The organism is Aliivibrio fischeri, from assembly GCF_009727955.1.
GTDB lineage: Bacteria > Pseudomonadota > Gammaproteobacteria > Enterobacterales > Vibrionaceae > Aliivibrio > Aliivibrio fischeri_A.
Map to the genome: position 1 here is coordinate 303,281 of NZ_WOBR01000003.1, position 20,086 is coordinate 323,366.

The 20,086-nt window shown below is 38.0% G+C and carries 20 protein-coding genes and 1 pseudogene; 10 read left to right on the forward strand and 11 right to left on the reverse strand.

The window, feature by feature from the left end:
• Position 1 precedes the first annotated feature (1 nt).
• The 3 genes from GNP81_RS03185 to GNP81_RS03195 all read left to right on the forward strand — a co-directional run bounded on the left by GNP81_RS03185 (position 2) and on the right by GNP81_RS03195 (position 4,041).
• Complete coding sequence (locus GNP81_RS03185) at positions 2–1,174, forward strand: dipeptidase (RefSeq protein WP_155659671.1); 1,173 nt, start codon at positions 2–4, stop codon at positions 1,172–1,174.
• Between the two features lie 203 nt (positions 1,175–1,377).
• On the forward strand, positions 1,378–2,700 hold the full coding sequence (locus GNP81_RS03190) for a carbohydrate porin (RefSeq protein WP_155674179.1): 1,323 nt from the start codon (positions 1,378–1,380) through the stop codon (positions 2,698–2,700).
• Between the two features lie 96 nt (positions 2,701–2,796).
• Positions 2,797–4,041 carry an NADH:flavin oxidoreductase/NADH oxidase family protein gene (locus tag GNP81_RS03195; protein ID WP_155659669.1) on the forward strand — a complete coding sequence of 415 codons (1,245 nt, stop codon included), beginning with the start codon at positions 2,797–2,799 and terminating at the stop codon, positions 4,039–4,041.
• Positions 4,042–4,152: 111 nt separating this feature from the next.
• Here the strand turns inward: GNP81_RS03195 and GNP81_RS03200 are convergent, their stop codons facing one another.
• Entirely contained in the window at positions 4,153–4,455 is a 303-nt protein-coding gene (locus tag GNP81_RS03200) for a DUF3861 domain-containing protein (RefSeq protein WP_012534959.1), read from the reverse strand.
• Between the two features lie 124 nt (positions 4,456–4,579).
• Positions 4,580–5,185: a TetR/AcrR family transcriptional regulator gene (locus GNP81_RS03205; RefSeq protein ID WP_155674180.1), complete on the reverse strand. Its 606-nt coding sequence runs from the start codon at positions 5,183–5,185 to the stop codon at positions 4,580–4,582.
• A 152-nt stretch (positions 5,186–5,337) separates the two neighbouring features.
• Between GNP81_RS03205 and GNP81_RS03210 the strand changes: the two genes are divergently transcribed.
• Entirely contained in the window at positions 5,338–7,197 is a 1,860-nt protein-coding gene (locus GNP81_RS03210; protein WP_155674181.1) for a methyl-accepting chemotaxis protein, read from the forward strand.
• A gap of 41 nt (positions 7,198–7,238) precedes the next feature.
• Here the strand turns inward: GNP81_RS03210 and GNP81_RS03215 are convergent.
• Positions 7,239–7,676, reverse strand: a pseudogene (locus GNP81_RS03215) (DDE-type integrase/transposase/recombinase); the annotation flags it as partial.
• A gap of 9 nt (positions 7,677–7,685) precedes the next feature.
• A complete protein-coding gene (locus tag GNP81_RS03220) occupies positions 7,686–7,997 on the reverse strand; it encodes a DUF3861 domain-containing protein (RefSeq protein WP_155674182.1) in 312 nt (103 codons plus the stop codon).
• A 147-nt stretch (positions 7,998–8,144) separates the two neighbouring features.
• Here GNP81_RS03220 and GNP81_RS03225 point away from each other — a divergent pair, with 147 nt between their 5' ends.
• Positions 8,145–8,570: a MarR family winged helix-turn-helix transcriptional regulator gene (locus GNP81_RS03225; protein ID WP_186809414.1), complete on the forward strand. Its 426-nt coding sequence runs from the start codon at positions 8,145–8,147 to the stop codon at positions 8,568–8,570.
• Between the two features lie 26 nt (positions 8,571–8,596).
• On the opposite strand, the gene GNP81_RS03230 is transcribed toward GNP81_RS03225, so the two are convergent.
• A complete protein-coding gene (locus GNP81_RS03230) occupies positions 8,597–9,547 on the reverse strand; it encodes a LysR family transcriptional regulator (protein WP_155652889.1) in 951 nt (316 codons plus the stop codon).
• 177 nt (positions 9,548–9,724) lie between these two features.
• Here GNP81_RS03230 and GNP81_RS03235 point away from each other — a divergent pair, with 177 nt between their 5' ends.
• The 3 genes from GNP81_RS03235 (at position 9,725) to GNP81_RS03245 (ending at position 12,904) form a co-directional block, all read left to right on the forward strand.
• Positions 9,725–10,537: an enoyl-CoA hydratase/isomerase family protein gene (locus GNP81_RS03235; RefSeq protein ID WP_045103431.1), complete on the forward strand. Its 813-nt coding sequence runs from the start codon at positions 9,725–9,727 to the stop codon at positions 10,535–10,537.
• A gap of 80 nt (positions 10,538–10,617) precedes the next feature.
• Positions 10,618–11,499 (forward strand): radical SAM protein, encoded by an 882-nt coding sequence (locus tag GNP81_RS03240; RefSeq protein ID WP_155674183.1) that lies wholly within the window; start codon positions 10,618–10,620, stop codon positions 11,497–11,499.
• A 283-nt stretch (positions 11,500–11,782) separates the two neighbouring features.
• Entirely contained in the window at positions 11,783–12,904 is a 1,122-nt protein-coding gene (locus GNP81_RS03245; protein ID WP_155674184.1) for a DUF1254 domain-containing protein, read from the forward strand.
• A gap of 64 nt (positions 12,905–12,968) precedes the next feature.
• On the opposite strand, the gene GNP81_RS03250 is transcribed toward GNP81_RS03245, so the two are convergent.
• Positions 12,969–14,483: a peptide MFS transporter gene (locus GNP81_RS03250; protein ID WP_155674185.1), complete on the reverse strand. Its 1,515-nt coding sequence runs from the start codon at positions 14,481–14,483 to the stop codon at positions 12,969–12,971.
• 333 nt (positions 14,484–14,816) lie between these two features.
• Positions 14,817–15,002 (reverse strand): hypothetical protein, encoded by a 186-nt coding sequence (locus GNP81_RS03255; protein WP_155674186.1) that lies wholly within the window; start codon positions 15,000–15,002, stop codon positions 14,817–14,819.
• 316 nt (positions 15,003–15,318) lie between these two features.
• Here GNP81_RS03255 and GNP81_RS03260 point away from each other — a divergent pair, with 316 nt between their 5' ends.
• Together GNP81_RS03260 and GNP81_RS03265 are read left to right on the forward strand one after the other, a co-directional pair.
• Positions 15,319–15,549 (forward strand): D-fructose-6-phosphate amidotransferase, encoded by a 231-nt coding sequence (locus GNP81_RS03260; protein WP_155674187.1) that lies wholly within the window; start codon positions 15,319–15,321, stop codon positions 15,547–15,549.
• 145 nt (positions 15,550–15,694) lie between these two features.
• Positions 15,695–15,847, forward strand: coding sequence for a hypothetical protein (locus GNP81_RS03265; RefSeq protein ID WP_155656287.1), 153 nt, complete (start codon positions 15,695–15,697; stop codon positions 15,845–15,847).
• A 56-nt stretch (positions 15,848–15,903) separates the two neighbouring features.
• On the opposite strand, the gene GNP81_RS03270 is transcribed toward GNP81_RS03265, so the two are convergent.
• From GNP81_RS03270 to dgoD, 4 genes are all read right to left on the reverse strand, one after another.
• The gene (locus GNP81_RS03270; RefSeq protein ID WP_005421716.1) at positions 15,904–16,155 is read right to left on the reverse strand and encodes a hypothetical protein; all 252 of its coding nucleotides are present in this window, start codon (positions 16,153–16,155) and stop codon (positions 15,904–15,906) included.
• Positions 16,156–16,333: 178 nt separating this feature from the next.
• Positions 16,334–17,239, reverse strand: coding sequence for a dihydrodipicolinate synthase family protein (locus GNP81_RS03275; RefSeq protein ID WP_155674188.1), 906 nt, complete (start codon positions 17,237–17,239; stop codon positions 16,334–16,336).
• Positions 17,236–18,927 (reverse strand): dihydroxy-acid dehydratase, encoded by a 1,692-nt coding sequence (ilvD, locus tag GNP81_RS03280; RefSeq protein WP_155670212.1) that lies wholly within the window; start codon positions 18,925–18,927, stop codon positions 17,236–17,238. The genes GNP81_RS03275 and ilvD overlap by 4 nt, the downstream gene beginning before the upstream one ends.
• A gap of 2 nt (positions 18,928–18,929) precedes the next feature.
• Entirely contained in the window at positions 18,930–20,078 is a 1,149-nt protein-coding gene (gene dgoD / locus GNP81_RS03285; protein WP_155670211.1) for a galactonate dehydratase, read from the reverse strand.
• Positions 20,079–20,086 lie beyond the last annotated feature (8 nt).

The following is a 20,086-nucleotide window of genomic DNA, read 5'->3' on the forward strand; positions in this document are numbered from 1 at the left end:
TATGCTTAAAAAATTATCAGTGTCATTAATCTCTATCGCATTAGCCTCAAGCAGTGCTTACGCCAGTCAAGAAAGTAAAAACTGGGATGCTTCGAAAAAAGCACAGGCATTTGTAAAAGACGCGTTAGTCATGGATATGTTTGCCTCACCATACGGTGCTGGTTGGACAGAAGATAAACAAATGGAAGACTACATTCAACGAGCTATTGATACGGGGATCTCCGGGGTAAGTGCCACATTAGCGGCAACGTATTACACATTTGAACAGTTCGAAGCTGAACGTAATAAGTGGCAAAGTGTGATCAATAAACACCCTGACACAATGACCGTTGGGTACACCGTAGAAGATATTAAGCAAGCAAAAGAAAACGGTAAATATGTCTTCATTTGGAACTCGCAAACACCAACGATTTTAAATGGTGACCTTAATAAAGTAGCAACGGTTAAAGCCATGGGGGTAAATACCATGCAGCTCGTTTATAACGGTCGTTACCGAACAGGTCTAGGTGTTATTGAAGCGCTTCATTATGATGATATCGGCTTATCTGATTGGGGACGTTCACTCATTGATGAAATGGTGAAGAACGGTATTTTGGTCGACATGAGTCATACTTCATATCAAACAACAATGGACATCATGAGTTACATGGAAGAGAAACATCCTGGTGTTCCTGCTGTATTCTCTCATTCTGGTCCTGCTGGGCTATATGAATGCAGTCCGAAAGAAAAAATAAAGAAAGATGCACTAGCTCCTTGTTATCGTTTAATTACGGATGAACAAGCTATCCGCGTTGCGAAGATGGGTGGTGTTGTCAGCCCAACATTTACTGAGTGGATGTTAGATGGCATCTTCCCTGACGATATCACCCCAGAACAAGGCGCTGATATGCTTGAATACTACATCAAGCTAGTTGGCATAGATCATGTTGGGATTGCTACTGATGATATGTTCAGTACAGCCTTAGTTAAAACATTCGCTAAAAACAGTCCTCAAAGTTACAACGACTTTGGCTATATGATTGATGCATTTGATCGCGGTGCAGACAGCGGAGCCGAACTTGCGAAGTTTTTACCTGCGCTGACTGACGAGCTTTGGAAGCGTGGATATTCAAATGATGACATTCTGAAAATGTATTCTGGAAACTTAATGCGAGTTTGGGAACAAACGTGGTAATGCAGCTCTAAAACAACTTCAAGGCCGCCTAGTACTGTGTTAATACGCAGATAGGCGGTATTTTTCTTATACCCTTCTCTTTATAAAACACTCTAACTTGATGAGTTCAATCTTAAATAGAGTTATTTAAAATGGCGTAAAATGACAATTTAATAATCAAAACTTCGTCATAATTTCTTTTTATGTCACTTATAGGAAAGCCCATGAATAAAAATACTGCTTCATCAACATCGTATCTTCCTCCTCAAATTAATCGTAAATGTTCTCTACTGCCTATCAGTATATTGGGAGCAAGTATCGTATTTACATTATCAACACCTCTACTCGCAAGTGCGAACTTTGGCAGCCCAGATACTGTCGATAACACGCTTGCTGAGAATACTCGACAAAAGAAAAGCTGGCGAGAAAACTTAGCAGAGCAGCACAACCTCACTTTTGGTCTAGATTATCAAGTACTTGGCTTAAGTGCTTCTGATCCCGTGTCTGGCGGTGAAGATAAAGCCTCTTCTGGTGTTGCACGCTTTTATGGTTCATGGAATTTAGTTGGATTAGAAACAGGTAATACCGGAGGCGTTGTATGGAAAATAGAACACCGCCATGGATATTCAGACATGACACCGAAAGAGTTTGCCTTCCAAGGTAATTTTACAGGCGCAGGTAACGGCATCGGGTATGGCGGAATGATTGGTCCAGCTTACAGTGATCAAGGTACTCGATTAACCAACTTATACTGGAAACAAAAACTCAATAACGGTAATACTTCATTTATGGTCGGTTATTTAGATACCACCGACTATGTCGATGTCTATGCGCTAGCAAGCCCATGGAATGGATTTACTAACCTTGCTTTTAGTACTGGGTCTGGTGCGATTGGTTTACCAGATGATGGTATTCTTGGCCTCGCTATAGGGCATATGATTACTGATAATCTTTACACCATTACAGGTATTGCTGATGGTAAAGGTAAATCAGACGAACCATTAGAAGGTTTCGACACTTTATTTAATGATCACCGACTGTTTACAACATTTGAGCTTGGTTGGACTGCATCTAAAGAGCAAATTTACACCGATAATATTCACCTAACTTTTTGGCACTTAGACTCAGGAACTCAGCATAGTCTTGTCAATGGAGGGAGCGGGCAAGGGGTTAACTTTTCAGCTAGCTTTATGGCAACACCACAACTTATGCCGTTTTTACGAGGCGGGTTCTCAGAAGGGGATGTTGCACTCTACAATAAATCAATTACAGCAGGTATTGGATACTTTGGCTTAGGAAACGCAAAGAGTAATTTAGGGTTTGCGTTTAACTGGAGTGAAGTAAACGATGACTTCTCTAATGTAATAAAAAGAATTAACTCGGTAGCTGACTCAAGTGACTCTCAGTTAACCAGTGAGTTATATTACAAAATGGCATTAGGAGAATTTGTCGAACTCACTCCTAATCTTCAATATATTAAAGATCCTGCATTTTCAAATGAAGACAGTACATGGGTAGCAGGAATTAGAGCTCGCATCATTATCTAGTTAGTATTTACTCATAACGCTTGAATATTACTTACATTCACATCAATAAATAGGTCATACTGACTCACGACATAATAATATAACCATAAGGCACGTATGAATTCGATAGATCTCAATCAACCATTTACTCTTACTCATGGTCAAGTTATTAAAAACCGTCTGTTCAAATCAGCAATGAGTGAACAGCTTGGCGATAAGCAGCATAACCCGACTTCTGGTTTGGTAACCTTATACCAACGTTGGGCTAAAGGCGGTATTGGTTTATCGATGACAGGTAATGTCATGGTGGATAGAACCGCCCTTGGCGAGCCTAAGAATGTGGTTTTAGATGAGAAAAGTGACCTTAGATTATTTAGTGAATGGGCAAAGGCAGGCACGCTAAATAACTCACACATATGGATGCAACTTAACCATCCAGGTAAGCAAATTCCAAAATTTCTATGCGCAGATCCAGTAGCCCCTTCAGCAATACCGTTAGAGCGTGGACTAGAAAAAAGTTTTAATACCCCACGAGAACTCACTGAGAGTGAAATCCATGAGATCATTACTAAATTCGCTACCAGTGCCAAACTAGCAAAGCAAGCAGGCTTTACTGGGGTACAAATTCATGGTGCTCATGGTTATCTTGTTAGTCAATTTTTATCCTCAAGGCACAATCAACGAAACGACAAATGGGGTGGCTCATTAGAAAACCGACTGCGTTTCGTACTCGAAGTATATAATGCTATTCGTAAAGAAGTTGGAGCTGAATTCCCGGTAGGCATTAAGCTTAATAGTGCCGATTTTATGAAAGGCGGTTTCACTGAAGAAGAATCAATGCAGGTTGTGCAAACTTTAAGTAATAACGGCATCGACTTAATTGAGATATCTGGTGGCACTTACGAGAGTCCATCAATGATGGGATCCAAAGATAAAAATAAACCAGTAAAAGAAAGTACCGTTAAACGTGAAGCTTACTTTATGGATTACATGGAAAAAGTAAGAACGCTAGTTAATACACCTTTGGTTGTGACTGGTGGTTTTCGCTCTGCTCCTGCAATGAATGAAGCCTTAAATACCTCTGCGACTGACTTTATCGGTATTGCACGAACCATGGCTGTTGACCCTGATTTCCCAAATAAATTAATGCAAAATTCAGACTATGGAATGCTGTTAGCAGAACCAACAACAGGCAAACCTGCATTAGATAAAATGGCGATGGTAGGGCTTGTTTGGTATGAGCATCAAATGTGGCGTATTGCAGATGGAAAGGACGCTGATCCTCAATTGAGTGCATTTAGTGTGGTACTTAAAACCTTACTAAGCGCCGGTTGGTATGCTTTTAAAAAGCGGAGAGCGTAAGCAGAGACGGTAGAGACCAACACACCTCTAACGACTGAACCATATTAGTTATGCTATATCGCGTAGCTAATATGGATACCTATCACTCAACTTCGAATTTTTAATATTCTCTTATTTGCCTTTCACTTTACTCTTCAAGTTCTGCATAAAGGTTTTAAAGTGCGGCATAAAATCAGCAAACAATTCATGTTTACGGTTTGCCATCATAACAGGGCCGAGTAAGCGCAATGCTACGCCTACCTTTGTTGCTGTTTCTGGTTCTAAACCACTTTTTTGCTTTAATTTGTTCACGATATTAAAAACATCTTCACGATCTTGAAATTCAAACGCCAATGTTTGAGCTGTTTCTTGCTCTGGTGTTATCTCTTCAATCGTCACTCGGTAACACTTATCTTTTCTAATTTTAGGGATCATAGTTCTACCTTATTTATACCTTTAGCAAAGGTCCGATAAGAATGTATTAAACAATCTAAACTATTTTCAGGTATCTAAGGCATGTCTATCAACAGACTTAGATACCTAAAGCCTAAACCATTTACTAAAAATTAGGTTTTTGATAATAACTTAAGAAAAAATCTGCCGTACGTTGAACTAATTGTTGCTTTTCATCCTCAGTTAATAAAGGCGCTATCCCTACCGCTTGACACCAATAAGCTGGATGAGAAATTAAGCTTTGTAATTGAGCTTCAGCATAAGATATATCAGATATAAGTAATTGCTTGCTATCTACCATTCTTTGCAGCCACTCCAATATCTTTGTTTCTTTTTTAACCATTCTTTGGATGCATTCTTTTTTATCTACCGCACAATCTCTGTACAAGAAATAACCGATCGTCACTTTCGATAAACTCAAATACTCTTCACTTGTGAATAAATTAATTTCACTGAGTAACAAATGCTCTAATTGCAGTCGAATATCACTGATATTTAATATTTGCTCTTCAGCATGATCCATCGCTTTTTGCCATAGATCACCTAATAACTCAATAACCAAAGCTTCTTTAGATGAAAAGTACTGATATACCGTACTCTTTGAGACATTCGCAAGGGCTGAAAGCTTATCCATACTGGTGTTATCAACCCCATACTCTCTAAATGCCTCTTTTGCTGCCAACAGAATAATGTCTTTTTTTGTCGTTTTCATTATGTGATTTTGGTCTCAAATATATAATTATTCAATTCTACATCAATTTAGTTTATTTGTTCATAAAAAACAGGTATGCTCCGCGCGCTCAAAATCGAACTAACCAGTACAGTTTTTAAGTAGTTATATTTAATTTGGAATAAACATAAATCATGATAAAAAAAATTGTTGCTCTATTCTTTGTTATTATTAGCATTTTGCTTGCTTTAACTTTAGTTCTTTCTAAACCATTTTTGAATGACTTTAAAAAGAACAATATGGACCACGCCAATGTATTGGCACTCAATGTAATAACATCTAGCTATAATGCCGTCACAGAAGGACTAATTAATGGTTTAAAATCATTATCTTACTCTGTATACACAGACCCAAACAAAGGGTTTGATGAGGGACGTATTCTACAAGATTTAAAAAATATTGTTGCCACCAATTCTGCTTATAAAGACATCATCATCACAACTCTTGATGGTCGTGCATTTGCTGCATCAAGTAATGGATGGAACAAAGGATTCAACGCTCGCACAAGTCAAAGAGAATGGTTTACGACTATCATTGATGACAAAAAGAGCGCACATATCGCTCAACCTTATAAATCCAATACGGGTGAATATGATTTCACCGTTAGTGCACCGATTTTACTCGATGGTAACGTCGTTGGTGTATTAGCAATTGTAGCTAACCTAAACGTATTAATGCCAAAGAGTGGCGTTGAGTTTGGTATTACCACACAAGATGGTTATGTGGTAGCTATTGATGACTCTTCACAGAATTGGTTAGGTAAAAACCTATTTGATGTTCGACCTACGTACAAAAACATCAGCACGGAACCAACGTTACTGGTATCACCATCTGGCAGCACCTATAGCTTATTTAAGACACCACTTAATCACGGATTAGTCGGTTACATTTTTACCAACCAAGGCAAAACGGTTGATAATGCTAACATGATCCGAAATGCATTAATTATTGTATTAATCACAATTGGTACAGTTTTAACAGCGGCTCAATTTATCGTGGTTCGTCGTGAACTGTCACAAATTGATACGGTTGTGAATAGCATTAAACAGATGGCAGATGGTAACTTCCAAGCGATCAATATTCCAAAAACGGGCAATGAAATTGATTTAATTTCAGCGTCATTACACCAATTACAACAGCGCGTTTGGAATGTAATGAACTCAGCAACAAGCATTATGTCTCAATTATCAGCACACCAACAAAGCATTACATTAAGTACGGCAAATAACATTAAGTGTTCTGAATCAGAGCTGAGCAACATTGACTTAGTCTCAATTGAAATTAATGACATGGCGACAACAGCAAATGAGATTGCAACCAATGCGCAATCGGCAGAAGAGAATACCAGTGCCACACTGAGCTTATCTGCAACCAGTTTAGCGACGCTACAACAGTCATCAACGATTGTGGATCAAGTGACTGGATCGGTGCAAGAGTCAGCCTCTATCTTTGAAGAGTTAAAAACACTTTCTGATAACATCAGTTCGGTTGTCGATGTGATCGGTAACATCTCAGATCAAACAAATTTACTGGCATTAAATGCGGCAATTGAAGCTGCACGAGCGGGTGAACAAGGTCGTGGGTTCTCAGTAGTGGCCGATGAAGTACGTGCATTAGCCGTGAAAACTCAAGATTCAACGGCTGACATCCAACGTATCATTGTTACGCTTCAAGCGGGGGTAACCAAAGCAACCAATGCAATGGGCACCAACTTGCAGTTAACCGAGAAGCTATCGGTTATTTCGGGTGAAATTGAACAAGCCTTTACCGATATTTCTGAAAAAGTCTCTTTGCTTTCTGATATTAATTCATTTGTGGCGACGTCTTCTGAAGCCCAGTTTGTGGTAAACCAGAGAGTGACGCAAAATATTGATGAAATCAAAAAAATGGTAAGCAACAATGTGTCTGGTGTACAAAATACCATCGATGCTAACCATGAAATGACGCTACTAGTTAATAATTTAAATGAAGAAATCCGCTTCTTTAAAATATAAATGTCTCGTCCTAAAATACGTTGACGATTTTTAATTGAAAGCTAAGTGCGCATGCTCTTGGCTTTTTTATGTACTTGATTTGGTATACTCATTCCCAAACTTAAATGCAATCGCATTTCATTATAAATAAAAATAGATTCTTCAACTAGGAATCTTAATTCGTCTAAATCTTTGCATTCATATAGAAGGAACTCTTGCTTAAGGATCCCATTAATTCTTTCAGCTAATGCATTTTGATAGCAATCATATCCATCAGTCATTAACGGCTTAATATCATTTTCGTTTAGTTTTTTTTGATAAACCTTTGAACAATATTGTAAACCCCGATCTGAATGGTGGATAGTATCTCTTTGATACTGACGACTATCTATTGCCATATCAAGAGCCTTGACTACATCTGTCGCTTTCATCTAGTCACTTAATTCATATCCCATAATCTTTCGACTATAAGCATCTGTTACTAAAGATAAATAATGAACAGCAAAACATCACTCTCTTAATTTGCCTTTCACTTTACTCTTCAAATTCTGCATAAAGCTTTTAAAGTGCGGCATAAAATCAGCAAACAATTCATGTTTACGGTTTGCCATCATCACAGGACCCAATAAACGCAATGCAACACCCACTCTGGTTGCCACTTCTGGCTCCAAACCACTTTTTTGCTTTAAGTTGTTCACGATATTAAAAACATCTTCACGATCTTGAAATTCAAACGCCAATGTTTGAGCCGTTTCTTGCTCTGGTGTTATCTCTTCAATTGTCACTCGGTAACACTTATCTTTTCTAATTTTAGGGATCATAGTTCTACCTTCTAATAATCTGAATTGTGTCGTAAATAACAACAAACTGATTTGAGCTTCCTCTTGAAAGAATGCTCAATTAAGTTGATAATATCAACTATATATTTTTAGTTGACAATGTCAACCACTTTTCATGGTGAGAGTTTAATGTCAGAAAGAAAATCGTTAGAGAGTTTGTTCACGCTCGTGCATACATTAAAGCGTAATTTACATGACCAAATTGAAGAATTAGCGCTTGGGATCACACCTATGCATGTACGAGTTATCAAGATCATTAACCACAAACCACATTGCACAGCCGTTGATATTGCTAATTATTTACATAGAGATAAAGCTCAAGTAACACGCCTTTTAAGCTCTTTATTAACACAAGAACTCATCATTAAAGAGCCTAATCCTGAAGATAAGCGCAGCCAATGCCTCCGTATCACTGAAAGTGGCAAAGAGATTATGAAAAAAATCTCGGGGATTGATAAAAGTATGTTTGAAAAGATGTCGATGGATCTCTCTGATGAAGAGATCGCTGAATTTAAGCGTATTGCAGAGAAGATGGCGAAAAACCTTAACGCTTAAAAACAGCTCAAAGCTAAACCGACAAACTACTTCGTACCGCCGTATAATTTGGAGAAATCTGGTATATTTTTCTCCCACACTGGTGAGTCCTCTCCAATAATCGATTTTAAAACATCGATAAATAACTTGGTTTTGATGGGGGCATCTCGGTGTGGGTATACGGCATAAAACGTTCCAAAATCTTCAAGATTCAAATGGGTCATTATTGGGATAAGCTTTCCTTCAATAATTTCGTTTTCAATCATTTGAGCAGTGACTACTGCAAGCGTATTACCCGCTACCGCACTTTTTACTACCATTTCAACGTCATTCACTTTATACGCGACATTCAAATGAAATTGTTGCTCAACCTTGTTTTCATCAAGATAAGTGAACTTATCAATAAATAGACCAGGAGCTGCATAAATCGTCGCGGGTAGAGATTCTAGCTTTTCGATCGTCTCTACTTTGCCGTGTTGTTGAATGAAATCAGGCGACGCAACAATTAACAAACGACTTCGAGCAATTTTACGTGAGATCAAACTGGAGTTCTTTGGTCTACCAATACGAAAACCAATATCAAAGCCTTCTTGCACGATATCCACCACTCTATCTTCTAATCTCAGCTCGCACTTCACATCTGGATATTGCTTTTGAAAAACCGAGATAGCATCTTGAACGTACTGTCGCCCAAACATCATTGAACTGGTAATTCGTAATATCCCTCTTGGCTCAGAATGGTAGTTTTGCGCTAAACGATGAGTGTTATTAAGTAAATCACGTAATAGCTTTGCTTGGTTGACCATCTCATTACCCGCAGCGGTTAATGATAACGAGCGCGTGGTGCGGTTAAGTAAGCGAACCCCTAACTCTTCTTCTAAACGACTTATCTGCTTTGAAATGACTGAGCGATCAAGATTCTTTTGCTCGGCAACATTAGTAAAAGAGCCAAGTTCAGTGACTTCTAACAATAAAAGTAAGCGATTAGAAAAATCCATTTGAGCCTCACGAGAATAAATAAAAACATCATTGGTGCAATTTTAGCATCAATATTGTGCCTTTATTAGTATTTTTCTCATCTAATTGATTGCTTATAGTTACCTCACTGACGCAGAGGACGCCCTCTCACGTAACTATATTTAACTAGCCGATTGGCGATTTAGAGGAAGTACATTATGAAAACATTATCAATCACTAACCAAAATGGCATCGCAACAGTAGCTATCAATAACCCACCAGTGAATGTATTAACCATTAATCTTATCAACGAAATTAATGAATATGTTCTTTCTTTAAAAGATGACCGAGATACAAAAGTGGTTGTGTTTAAGTCACTGCATGAAACCTTCTTTTTAGCGCACCTTGATCTTAATGTGATTAATGGTACGCAAGGTGGCCAAGCAGCGTCGATTGAGTTCAACCACATGATCATGAACATCAAGGCGATGAAACAAGTCTCTGTTGCTTTAGTTGATGGTGTGGCTCGTGGGGGCGGTAACGAGTTTGTTATGGCGTGTGACCTTGCTTATGGCACTGAAAATGCGGCATTTGCTCAACCAGAAGTTCACGTAAATATTCCTACTGGTGGACAAGGTGCGGTTCAGTTCGCAAGAAGAATGGGCAAAAACAAAGCATTACAAGCTCTTCTATTAGGTAACGATTTCACAGCACAACAAGCTGAGAACTTAAATATCATTACTCAATTTGTACCTAAAGCAGAAATGGATAACTTTTTAGCCATGACTTTAGGTGTGATTAGCACATTAGAAGTGCGTGATATTGTGATGTACAAAGAGATCATTGCGGCATCAATTAAAGATGAAGACGCGGGTGCAGAATTAGAATTACGTTACTTTTTAGAGCGTGCTAAAGAACAAAAAACAGCCGCTATTATCTCTGCATTTTTAAAACACGGCGGACAAACAGAGCGTGAAGCAAAAGATATCCAAGGTATTTTTGTTGATACTGCGGCTGAACTGTCTAAATAACATTCAATCACTCCATTATTAGCCGTCATATTGGCGGCTAATTGTCGTTGAAAACTAACATAATACTGCGAAGGTAACTCATGAGATACGAAGGTGATATTTATCGTCCGCCGCCAGAGGCTGACGCTTATATTTTGCAATGTACGATTGGTTGTTCTTACAATAAATGTACCTATTGCTCAATGTACAAAGATGTTCGTTATAGAGTTCGTCCTATTGAGGACTTAAAAGAAGATATCCGTATGGCGAAAGAGGCATTCGGAAATAAAGTCGAAAAAGTATTCTTGAGTGATGGTGATGCGATTTCATTACCAACAGAGATGCTGTTAGAGATTTTATCTGAGCTTTATACGGCCTTTCCAAAGTTGACACATGTGAGTACTTACGCAGGACCACAAAGCACGCTTGATAAAACACTGGATGAGTTTAAGCAACTAAAAGCGGCAGGATTAAGCATGACTTACCTTGGTGTTGAGTCCGGCTCTGATGAGGTTTTAAAAGCGGTTCGTAAAGGGGTTAACTCGGCAGAAATGCTCGCAGCAGGTCAAAATATTGTAGGTGCTGGCATTAAACTGGTTGCTATGGTGATGATTGGTCTTGGTGGTAGTCCTGAACTATCTAAACGTCATGCGTTAGAGACCGCTCAGTTGATTAACCAAATGAACCCGTATTTATTGGGTTTATTAACCACAGTGCCAATGGAAGGAACGGCACTATTTAGACAAGTCACTAAGGGCGATTTCAAACTGCTCGATCCTTATGAAGTTCTTGAGGAGTTGAAACTCTTATTAGAAACTTTAGACAATGACAGTTTGTTGATTGATAGCACGCATGGCTCAAATTTATTATCGATGAAAGGGACATTAAATGAGATTAAATCAAGCACATTGGCGCATATTAACAACCATTTACTAAAGAAAGATAACGACCTTATTGGTAAAGCTTATGTTGGTCGGTTTTAGCTGACATATAAAAAGGGCGGTATTCGCCCTTTTATGTGTATTGCGTAAATACCTCACTCGATGTTTAAGAATAGTTTAATTAACCGCACCACCAAATAGGTTCCAACACGCCCAACTAACGTAACATACCTCTAGTTTTATTCGACTTATTCCCCTGAAACAGTACCTGCCTCAAAAATGAACTTATCTTTTATCAATAAAGAGATCTATTTATACCTATGCTTATTCTATCGGCACAAACAGTGGCGTCACAAAAATTATTTTTACGTATTAGAGGTTTATTATGAAGCGAAATATTATTCTTTCAGCGATTCTTGCAACAGGTCTTTTTTCAGGTTTTGTATCAGCTCATGACCTTGGTGACAACTTACCAAAGAAAGGGAAACCAACGGCTCTACAGATTAAAAATGGCGGAACGATTCAAGTTACTAAAGATAATTTTATTGCTGCTGAGTCTGATAAATACTTCTTTGAGCAACAAGAAAAGTCAGGTATTAATCACTTCACTCATGATCGCATTCTACTAACAATGGATACACAAACCGTTGTTCGTCAAAATAGAGATACACTATATTCTAAGTCAATTTGGGATACTTCTGGAGGCGTAACTTTTGAGCTTCCAATACTTGATACATACCAAACATTACAAGTCATTGATGAGAACCATCGTAGCATCGCCGTTCTTTATGCTGAAGAAGGTAAAAACAAAATTACTATCACTCCTGATATGCTCAGCTCTGGCCAACATGTCTGGACGGTAGCTCGAACTCAAGTGGACTCAAATACACCGAGTGCAATAGAAGATGGCAACAAAAAGCAAGATATGATCAAGGGCACTGCGAACTCAGATAATCTTTATATACCAAAGGGCTTTGATCAAGTAACAAGAGAAAACATACGATTATCACTTGAAGATGATGTGCTAAAACTCGATTTTACCAAAGCAATGGGCGCACCAGAAGAGAAGACGATTAAACCCGTTCAAAATCTTAAAGATCGTCAAGTAGAGCTATTTCATGCTCGTGGGTTAACATCAATGGGCTTTGGTGGTTTATCAAGCGAACATGCTTTCTATAAAGTATTACTTGCTGATGACCGAAGCGGTGTTTGCCAAACGATGACTTTCAACACCCCACCGCTAACAGAAAAAGGATTTTTCTCCATTACAACCTATGGTTCTGATGCCTATGTTCATACTGAGAACTTTGCGTTATCAAGTCGTAAGGATGAATTACAAGCCAATAAAGATGGTTCGTACACGGTAAACTTTAATTGTGGCGATACTGCAATAAATAACATCGATGTAGAAGCAGGATGGACAGGAATCTTACGTATGTATCAACCTAAATCAGAAGAGCAAATTGTTAAGTACGCAAAGGAAATTAAACAACCTCATTCTTTGTAATTGAAAAAGAAGAAAAGGGCCATACTAGCCCTTTTCTTTTATCAAAATTAGAAAGTGATATTCATTAAATCACTTCTGGTTTCACTATCGCCTCTACTTTTTCTTCCGCTTCTAGCGCTTCACCACGAGCAATTAATCTTTGAATCACTTTAGATAACCCTAGGGTTAAAATTGTCATGAAGGCAGCCACTTGCGCTAGCATATAAAAGTAACTGGTATACACCGTCTCCACTACTTCTGGTGTAAATACGATGTCTTTTGGTAACGCGATTTTCGTTGCAATTACCGCAGCTAAAATACCACTTAATGAAATAGCAACCGCACGTAAACCGATTGAAAACGCAGCAAGGTAACGAGGCACCATTTCAAAAATAAATCCAGCCCCCAAAGCCCCAACAATAAGCTCAGCGCCAGATTGGAAAAAGTGAACCAGTAATATCCAATCTGCTGATATTTTACCATTCTCACCAATTGAGCCAGCAGAAAGCCCTAATAACCCAAAGGCAATGGTACTTAGCATGAATGCACCCGCAATTTTGGTCGGAATTGTTGGCGAATATCCTTTACGATCTAACCATGCATAAAGTTGAATCATTGGCCCACCAAGCACAAAACACCATAGAGGGTTAAATGCCATATTCGATTCAGGGTGAATTGGAATAAAACCAAGTAAAGTGTCGTCCATTAGATTAATGGCGTACATATTCATCGAAGTAAACATTTGGCCATAGAAGAAATAGAACACAATAAGGATACAAACGGTGATCAGCACTGCCACCATTTTATATTGAAAAGCACGTGTCGCTCTTGTGATTTCAAAAATAAAGTAACCAATAGCACCAAAACCCAAGGTATAAAGAATATATTTACCCGTTTCAAGGTTTGAAAATATCCAAAATATTAGGCCGAGCATAGCTGCTGAACCAGCAAAAAACAGAACCCAAGTTTTTAGTGGTAATGGCGTTTTATCTAAATCATTACCAACACTCACTAGCTCTTTACGGAACTTATAAAACATAAGTAAATTTAGCGCCATTAAAATAGCAGATACAAAAAATACGCCTTGGTAAGCTAGATAAGCAATTAAAAAAGGAAAAAGGTATTTAGCAGAAAAAGAACCAAGGTTGTTAATTGAATAATTTACGGTAAGACCTTGTTGAAAAGCCTCGCGGTTCGTCTCTGAATATGAATTCCCAAAAAGAACCGTTGGGCATGTTGCTGATAATCCACGAGCAAAACCAATTAAGGCAATAGCCAGAATACTCATAGGCACATTAAGGTGACTCGCACCAATACCTAGTAATAAAAAACCGGCTAAATAAGTGGCATAACCTATGTATACAGCACGAAATGCACCTATAAACTTATCTGCTAAAAAACCACCAACGGCAGAGAATACAGGGCCAACGGCACCAAAGGCCCCCATCATCATTATGGTATCAGCTTCGCTATAATTAAGATCATCGAGAAAAAATTTAGTGAGAAGTACAAAGGCACCATAAAAAGCGGCACCCCATAAAAATTGTCTGAGGATCAAAACCTTAGCTATCGTGGGAAATCGTGCATTATTGTCTTGCATACTACTACTCCAGAATTATAATGACATTATTAACACCTACTTTTTGTGGGTGTATTTTTGCCTTTATATCATCTGAAGCTTTCACCATTTGATGCATAAGTCCCAAACTTAAGTGTCAACTTTTTCCATTTAACAGAATGAGAACTACCCCTTAAAATTATTTATTAATAACTAACAATATTGTTATTTGCACTCATATAAATTAAAAATAACGCACCATTGCAGATAAATCATCTATATACGTGACTATTTATAGTTATTAAATAAAAAGGACAACGTTAATTTATCGTTGTCCTTTATATTCATGCACTGCAAATTGCATTTTATTCTCTTTTACTCAATTGGTAGTAATTCAATAGAATCCTGATTAAGCGACTGTCGAAAGAAATCAGGCATGGATTCCATAGTAAAAACAACAGCATCTTCAAAAATGGTTGTAGAACCACTAAGTGTCCAATAAGAGCTTCCTTTGCTTGTGTTCACTTTAACTTTAAAACGCGCTGGAGTGGTGGTAACCATTTTTCTATTCCTTAAATAACACACCAGATCATGCTACCACTTTCATATTATGAAACCAGACTTTTGACTTATAATTCTCAAAATTTCTCTTTCTTATCAAGAGGTTGTATAAAAATAGTTACTTAAGTGTTAATTATTGCCAATTAATTAGCACTATAAAAGAACGTAATTAACAGCAATAATCCAATTTTTCTTTAATTATCAAATAGTAAATCTTACTTTCCACGCACAAAAAATAATTATTGATATAGCGCAAAAAATCACCGGATGATTAGGCGTAAGTTATTTTGTACCTAACATTTTTGAAGGAATAAAAATGACGATATCAAAAGCTTATCAAAGAGATATTCTCGGCTTGGCTTTCATCATTTCAAGTGTATTAGCAACACTCTATATCCTTTTGGATATATCGGCTTTATTTGCTTACTTAAACCATGAAGAGAAAATAGCATCCATATTCATCCATGAATCCATCTATTTTTTAATCTTTTTAATTCCTCCTTACTTTATCGCTAAGCACATGAATCGAAAGGATACAATCAAATAAACAGTAGATAAAAAGGGAGTGGCGCCCCTTATCTTCTTTTCCATTTATTTAATTTAATTAAACACTGGTTTTAAATTATTCAATTTTTCTAAACTAAAAGGAACGATAAGATCACTTTAAATTTCAGACATAAAAAGGAATGGCTATGTGCGATTTAAATGACGATTTTGAAGACTTAGAAATCAAACTAACGAAAGCAGAGATAAAACTATTAGGTTGGGATGACACAGAGTGGCTGATTGAAGCAATGGTGTTTGTTTTCTTCATATGCACAATCATTACTTTCTATTGTTCCTAACCATTACTTTATAAATCAGTTTTCCTAGTTAGAAACAATAGAACTTAGAACAATAATTAATGTGTTGTTCGGCTTGGACCGTTACGCACTAAATCTTGACCCGTTTGAAACACTTCCTCTGTTACCCAACGAGACAATAAAAGCTGGTGCTTATCATCCAATACGGCAACAAAACGGCGACCATCTTTATTGCTTGTTGCTAATGCAATACCGGCAACATTTGTTAAGCCAAAACCACCATTTTCAATTGAGATTAAAAACGTTTCTAGATCTTCTAGGTTTGTGATGATGTCTGCATCGTTGTTCATAATTACATACTCTTACTGGGCTATATTGATTCTTTTTTAATCGTGCATCTAAAACGAGCTATTTTACAAGTTTCGAAACAAACGGAATGTTACGGTGTTTAGCCTGCCAAGGCAATCCATTCAAAGAGCTGAAACAAATAAAATAGCCTTTAACTATCTAGATAAAGGCTATGTAACATTATTTATAACTCAATTTAAATTCACTAAGAAATTGTTCTATCCTTTCTTCATCACGTTCATTTAATTGGTAGTCAGGCTTTCGATTATAATCGGAACTGATAATGCCGCGCTTCTGCAAAATCCGCTTCTCAATAGCAATAATATATTCACAATGTCCCATCCACTCAGTAATGTATTCGAACAATGTATTATGTAACTCTTTCGCTCGACTACGATTTCCACTTATCCAATGTTGGTATATTTGAACATATACCTCAGTAAACGAACATCCCGGCATCACGCCTTTACCACCGATACTCAACATATCTAGCATGAACAACCCAGCATAACCGTTCATAACAATCGCTTCAGGACAAAGCGATAATAGCTCTTTTGTATATTCAACTGGCGGGTTGCATTCAATTTTAAATACCGCATGAGGGAACTCTTTTGCTAATGCGGTCATTTCACTCGGTTCGATAGGTAAACCTGTTTCAGCAGGTGCGTATTGCACTAATACCGGAACAGTTACAGCACTTAATACCGCTCGAATGTGCTCAATAATTTGCTTATTACTCGGTTTTAAAAAGAATGGGGGCAATAACATCAGAGAGTCTACCCCTTTGTTCTGATATTCTCTTGCCGCTTTTACAGCGAGCTCTGTAGAGTGTTCGGTTACAGAAATACAGCTATAGATATCACTGTCTTTTAAACTACCAATAAACTCTGTTGCTAATATTTGTTTCTCATTTTGACCTAATTTATAAAATTCACTCGCAATACCAAAAAGAGTGAGTCCATGGCATTGTGTCTGTTTTAAATGGTCCAATAATTTAATAAAACTAATAAAATCCACTTCACCATTACTTAAAAATGGCATAGCAATAATAGGATTTACCCCATAGATGTCTTTTGCATTTATCATCGTAAAATAGCTCCTGTGGCAGAAGTTCCTACTCGTTCACGATATAAGTCCATAAAACCGCTTGGTGTTTGTTTATTGATTGGAGCCCAATATTGTCTGCGTCTATCAAGTTCTTCTTCAGATACCTCTAAGGTAAGCTCTCGATTATCCAAATCAAACGTAACTGTATCGCCATCTTCAACCAAACCGATAATGCCACCCTCTTCGGCCTCGGGCGAGATATGACCAACAAATAATCCTCTATTCGAGCCAGAGAAACGGCCATCAGTAATCAGAGCGCATTCATTGGCTAGTCCCATACCTTCTAACAATTTCATTGGCTTATACATCTCAGGTAAGCCTGGACCACCTTTTACGCCTTCATATCGAATAACTAATACTGAACCTTTTTGAATCTTTTTATCCATAATGGCTTCGATGGCACTTATCTCAGAATCAAAGACCACGGCTTTTCCTTTAAAAGTAAACATATCTGCAGGAACAGCAGCAGGCTTAATCACGGCACCTAAAGGAGATAAGTTCCCTTTTAAAACACCAACACCAGCTTCTTTTAAAAATGGAGATGACAAAGGTTTAATAATTTCACGACGAGTTGTTTCTGTAATTTGAGAAAGAGATTCCGCCTTTGTTCCTACAACTGTCATCGCATCTAAGTGAAGCAGAGAAGCTATTTCTTTTTCTACCGCAGCCATTCCTCCCGCTTCATGAAAATCAATCATGTCGTATTCAGATGCTGGATAAATAGAGGCAACTAATGGAATGGTTTTGCTTAATTTATCAAACTCATCTAATGCGAGTTCACCTAATCCAGCTTCATAATGAAGTGCTTGTAGATGTAAAATGGCATTAGTCGACCCACCCGTTGCTAATAAACAGCAAATGGCATTATGAATTGATTTTTTGTTGATGATTTGACGAGCATTAACTCCATCGTATGCCATATCAACAATACGTTTACCACTTAAATAACCGACATTGAGTCGTTCTGTTGCGATTGCAGGGATTGTTGAGGTTTGTGGTAATGTCATCCCTAAGCTTTCAGCCAAACATGACATTGTATTAGCCGTTCCATACATGGTGCATGATCCGACGGTAGGTTCTGCAATATCCTCGATATGACGAAATTCTTCTTCATCAATCTGACCCTGCTCTTTCCATCCAATAGCTTCAGTGACAATATTTCCATCCCAATGCTTACCTTTATATTCTGCAGGATACATTGGTCCACCATTAACCATAATTGCTGGTATATCTAAACGTGCAGCAGCCATCAACATTGCTGGAACGATTTTATCACATGAACCAAGAAGTACCATTGCATCAAAATTATGAGCTCTTACCATCACTTCAATTGATGCGGTAATCACCTCACGAGCAGCTAAAATGTAGCGCATTCCTATATGACCTTCAGCAATACCATCACATGGAGCAATAGTGCCAAAAGTCATGGCTGTTCCACCGGCCTCTTCAATTCCTTTAATAACTTCTGCACCAACCTTATCTAAATTAGCGTGACCTGCCGTGGCATTGGTATAACTGTTTACAACGGCAATGATGGGTTTACGCAACCCTTCATCTGAATGCCCCATTGATTTATATAAGGCGCGTTTTAGTGCACCATTATCTTCTTTCAAAATATCATTAAAATGCGGTGTGCCACATTGATTACAAGAATTACAATTACTCATGATTACCACTCCGCAAATGAACCGTCTTTATTTGTCCAATGAGGGTTACGCCAGCGTGGATTAATCTTGCCCTGCTCTCGCATAAATGCTTCGTTAATCTCAACACCTAAACCATCCCCTTCTAAATTTAAGCAATAGCCCTCTTCAAAAGAAAAAGCGTCTTTATTATCAATATAATCAAGAACATCATTACCTTTGTTATAATGAATCCCAATACTCTGTTCCTGAATAATCGCATTTTGAGAACACGTATCTACATGAACAGATGAAGCCAGCGCAACAGGCCCTAGAGGGCAATGAGGAGCAAGAGCAACATCATAAGTTTCTGCCATACTCGCAATTTTTTTCATCTCAGTAATACCACCGCAATGGCATACATCAGGCTGAATAATATCAATACCACCACGCTCAAGAAGTGTTTTAAAATCCCAACGTGAGTGCAAACGTTCACCCGTTGCAATTGGGATTGCTCCATACTGTGCTATTTCATGAATCGCATCTAAATGTTCAGGCAAAACAATCTCTTCCACAAACATTGGGTGCATTGGCTCAAGTTCCCGCATAAGAATTTTTGCCATCGCTTTATGCACTCGTCCATGAAAATCAATGCCAATTCCCATATCAGATCCAACCGCATCTCGAATAGATTGCACTCGAGTTAACAGAGCATCTATTTTGCTGTAATCATCAATATAATTAAGCTCTTCTGTGGCATTCATTTTTATCGCAGTAAATCCCTCATCTTGCTTTTCTTTAGCCATTCGCACCACATCGTCTGGACGATCTCCCCCAATCCATGAATAAGTACGAATTTTATCTCGACACTTTCCACCAAGGAGTTGATAAGCAGGAACACCCAATGCCTTTCCTTTTATGTCCCATAAAGCCTGATCAATACCAGCTAATGCACTCATGAATACAGGGCCACCACGATAAAATGACGAACGGTGAAGATAGTTCCAATGTAATTCAATATCCCTAGGATCTTTCCCTATTAGGTACTCCATCATTTCATCAACACAAGTATGTACTGTGTGCGTTCGTCCTTCTAAGCTTGGTTCACCCCATCCGACAATGCCTTCATCAGTGACTATTTTGATAAAGCCCCAACGAGGTGGAACAATGAATGTTTCATAACTTACAATTTTCATATCATCAC

Coding starts and splice junctions, on each gene's coding strand:
- GNP81_RS03185 (WP_155659671.1), top strand. CDS start 2: ATGCTTAAAAAATTATCAGTGTCATTAATCTCTATCGCATTAGCCTCA.
- GNP81_RS03190 (WP_155674179.1), top strand. CDS start 1,378: ATGAATAAAAATACTGCTTCATCAACATCGTATCTTCCTCCTCAAATT.
- GNP81_RS03195 (WP_155659669.1), top strand. CDS start 2,797: ATGAATTCGATAGATCTCAATCAACCATTTACTCTTACTCATGGTCAA.
- GNP81_RS03200 (WP_012534959.1), bottom strand. CDS start 4,455: ATGATCCCTAAAATTAGAAAAGATAAGTGTTACCGAGTGACGATTGAA.
- GNP81_RS03205 (WP_155674180.1), bottom strand. CDS start 5,185: ATGAAAACGACAAAAAAAGACATTATTCTGTTGGCAGCAAAAGAGGCA.
- GNP81_RS03210 (WP_155674181.1), top strand. CDS start 5,338: ATGATAAAAAAAATTGTTGCTCTATTCTTTGTTATTATTAGCATTTTG.
- GNP81_RS03220 (WP_155674182.1), bottom strand. CDS start 7,997: ATGATCCCTAAAATTAGAAAAGATAAGTGTTACCGAGTGACAATTGAA.
- GNP81_RS03225 (WP_186809414.1), top strand. CDS start 8,145: ATGTCAGAAAGAAAATCGTTAGAGAGTTTGTTCACGCTCGTGCATACA.
- GNP81_RS03230 (WP_155652889.1), bottom strand. CDS start 9,547: ATGGATTTTTCTAATCGCTTACTTTTATTGTTAGAAGTCACTGAACTT.
- GNP81_RS03235 (WP_045103431.1), top strand. CDS start 9,725: ATGAAAACATTATCAATCACTAACCAAAATGGCATCGCAACAGTAGCT.
- GNP81_RS03240 (WP_155674183.1), top strand. CDS start 10,618: ATGAGATACGAAGGTGATATTTATCGTCCGCCGCCAGAGGCTGACGCT.
- GNP81_RS03245 (WP_155674184.1), top strand. CDS start 11,783: ATGAAGCGAAATATTATTCTTTCAGCGATTCTTGCAACAGGTCTTTTT.
- GNP81_RS03250 (WP_155674185.1), bottom strand. CDS start 14,483: ATGCAAGACAATAATGCACGATTTCCCACGATAGCTAAGGTTTTGATC.
- GNP81_RS03255 (WP_155674186.1), bottom strand. CDS start 15,002: ATGGTTACCACCACTCCAGCGCGTTTTAAAGTTAAAGTGAACACAAGC.
- GNP81_RS03260 (WP_155674187.1), top strand. CDS start 15,319: ATGACGATATCAAAAGCTTATCAAAGAGATATTCTCGGCTTGGCTTTC.
- GNP81_RS03265 (WP_155656287.1), top strand. CDS start 15,695: ATGTGCGATTTAAATGACGATTTTGAAGACTTAGAAATCAAACTAACG.
- GNP81_RS03270 (WP_005421716.1), bottom strand. CDS start 16,155: ATGAACAACGATGCAGACATCATCACAAACCTAGAAGATCTAGAAACG.
- GNP81_RS03275 (WP_155674188.1), bottom strand. CDS start 17,239: ATGATAAATGCAAAAGACATCTATGGGGTAAATCCTATTATTGCTATG.
- ilvD (WP_155670212.1), bottom strand. CDS start 18,927: ATGAGTAATTGTAATTCTTGTAATCAATGTGGCACACCGCATTTTAAT.
- dgoD (WP_155670211.1), bottom strand. CDS start 20,078: ATGAAAATTGTAAGTTATGAAACATTCATTGTTCCACCTCGTTGGGGC.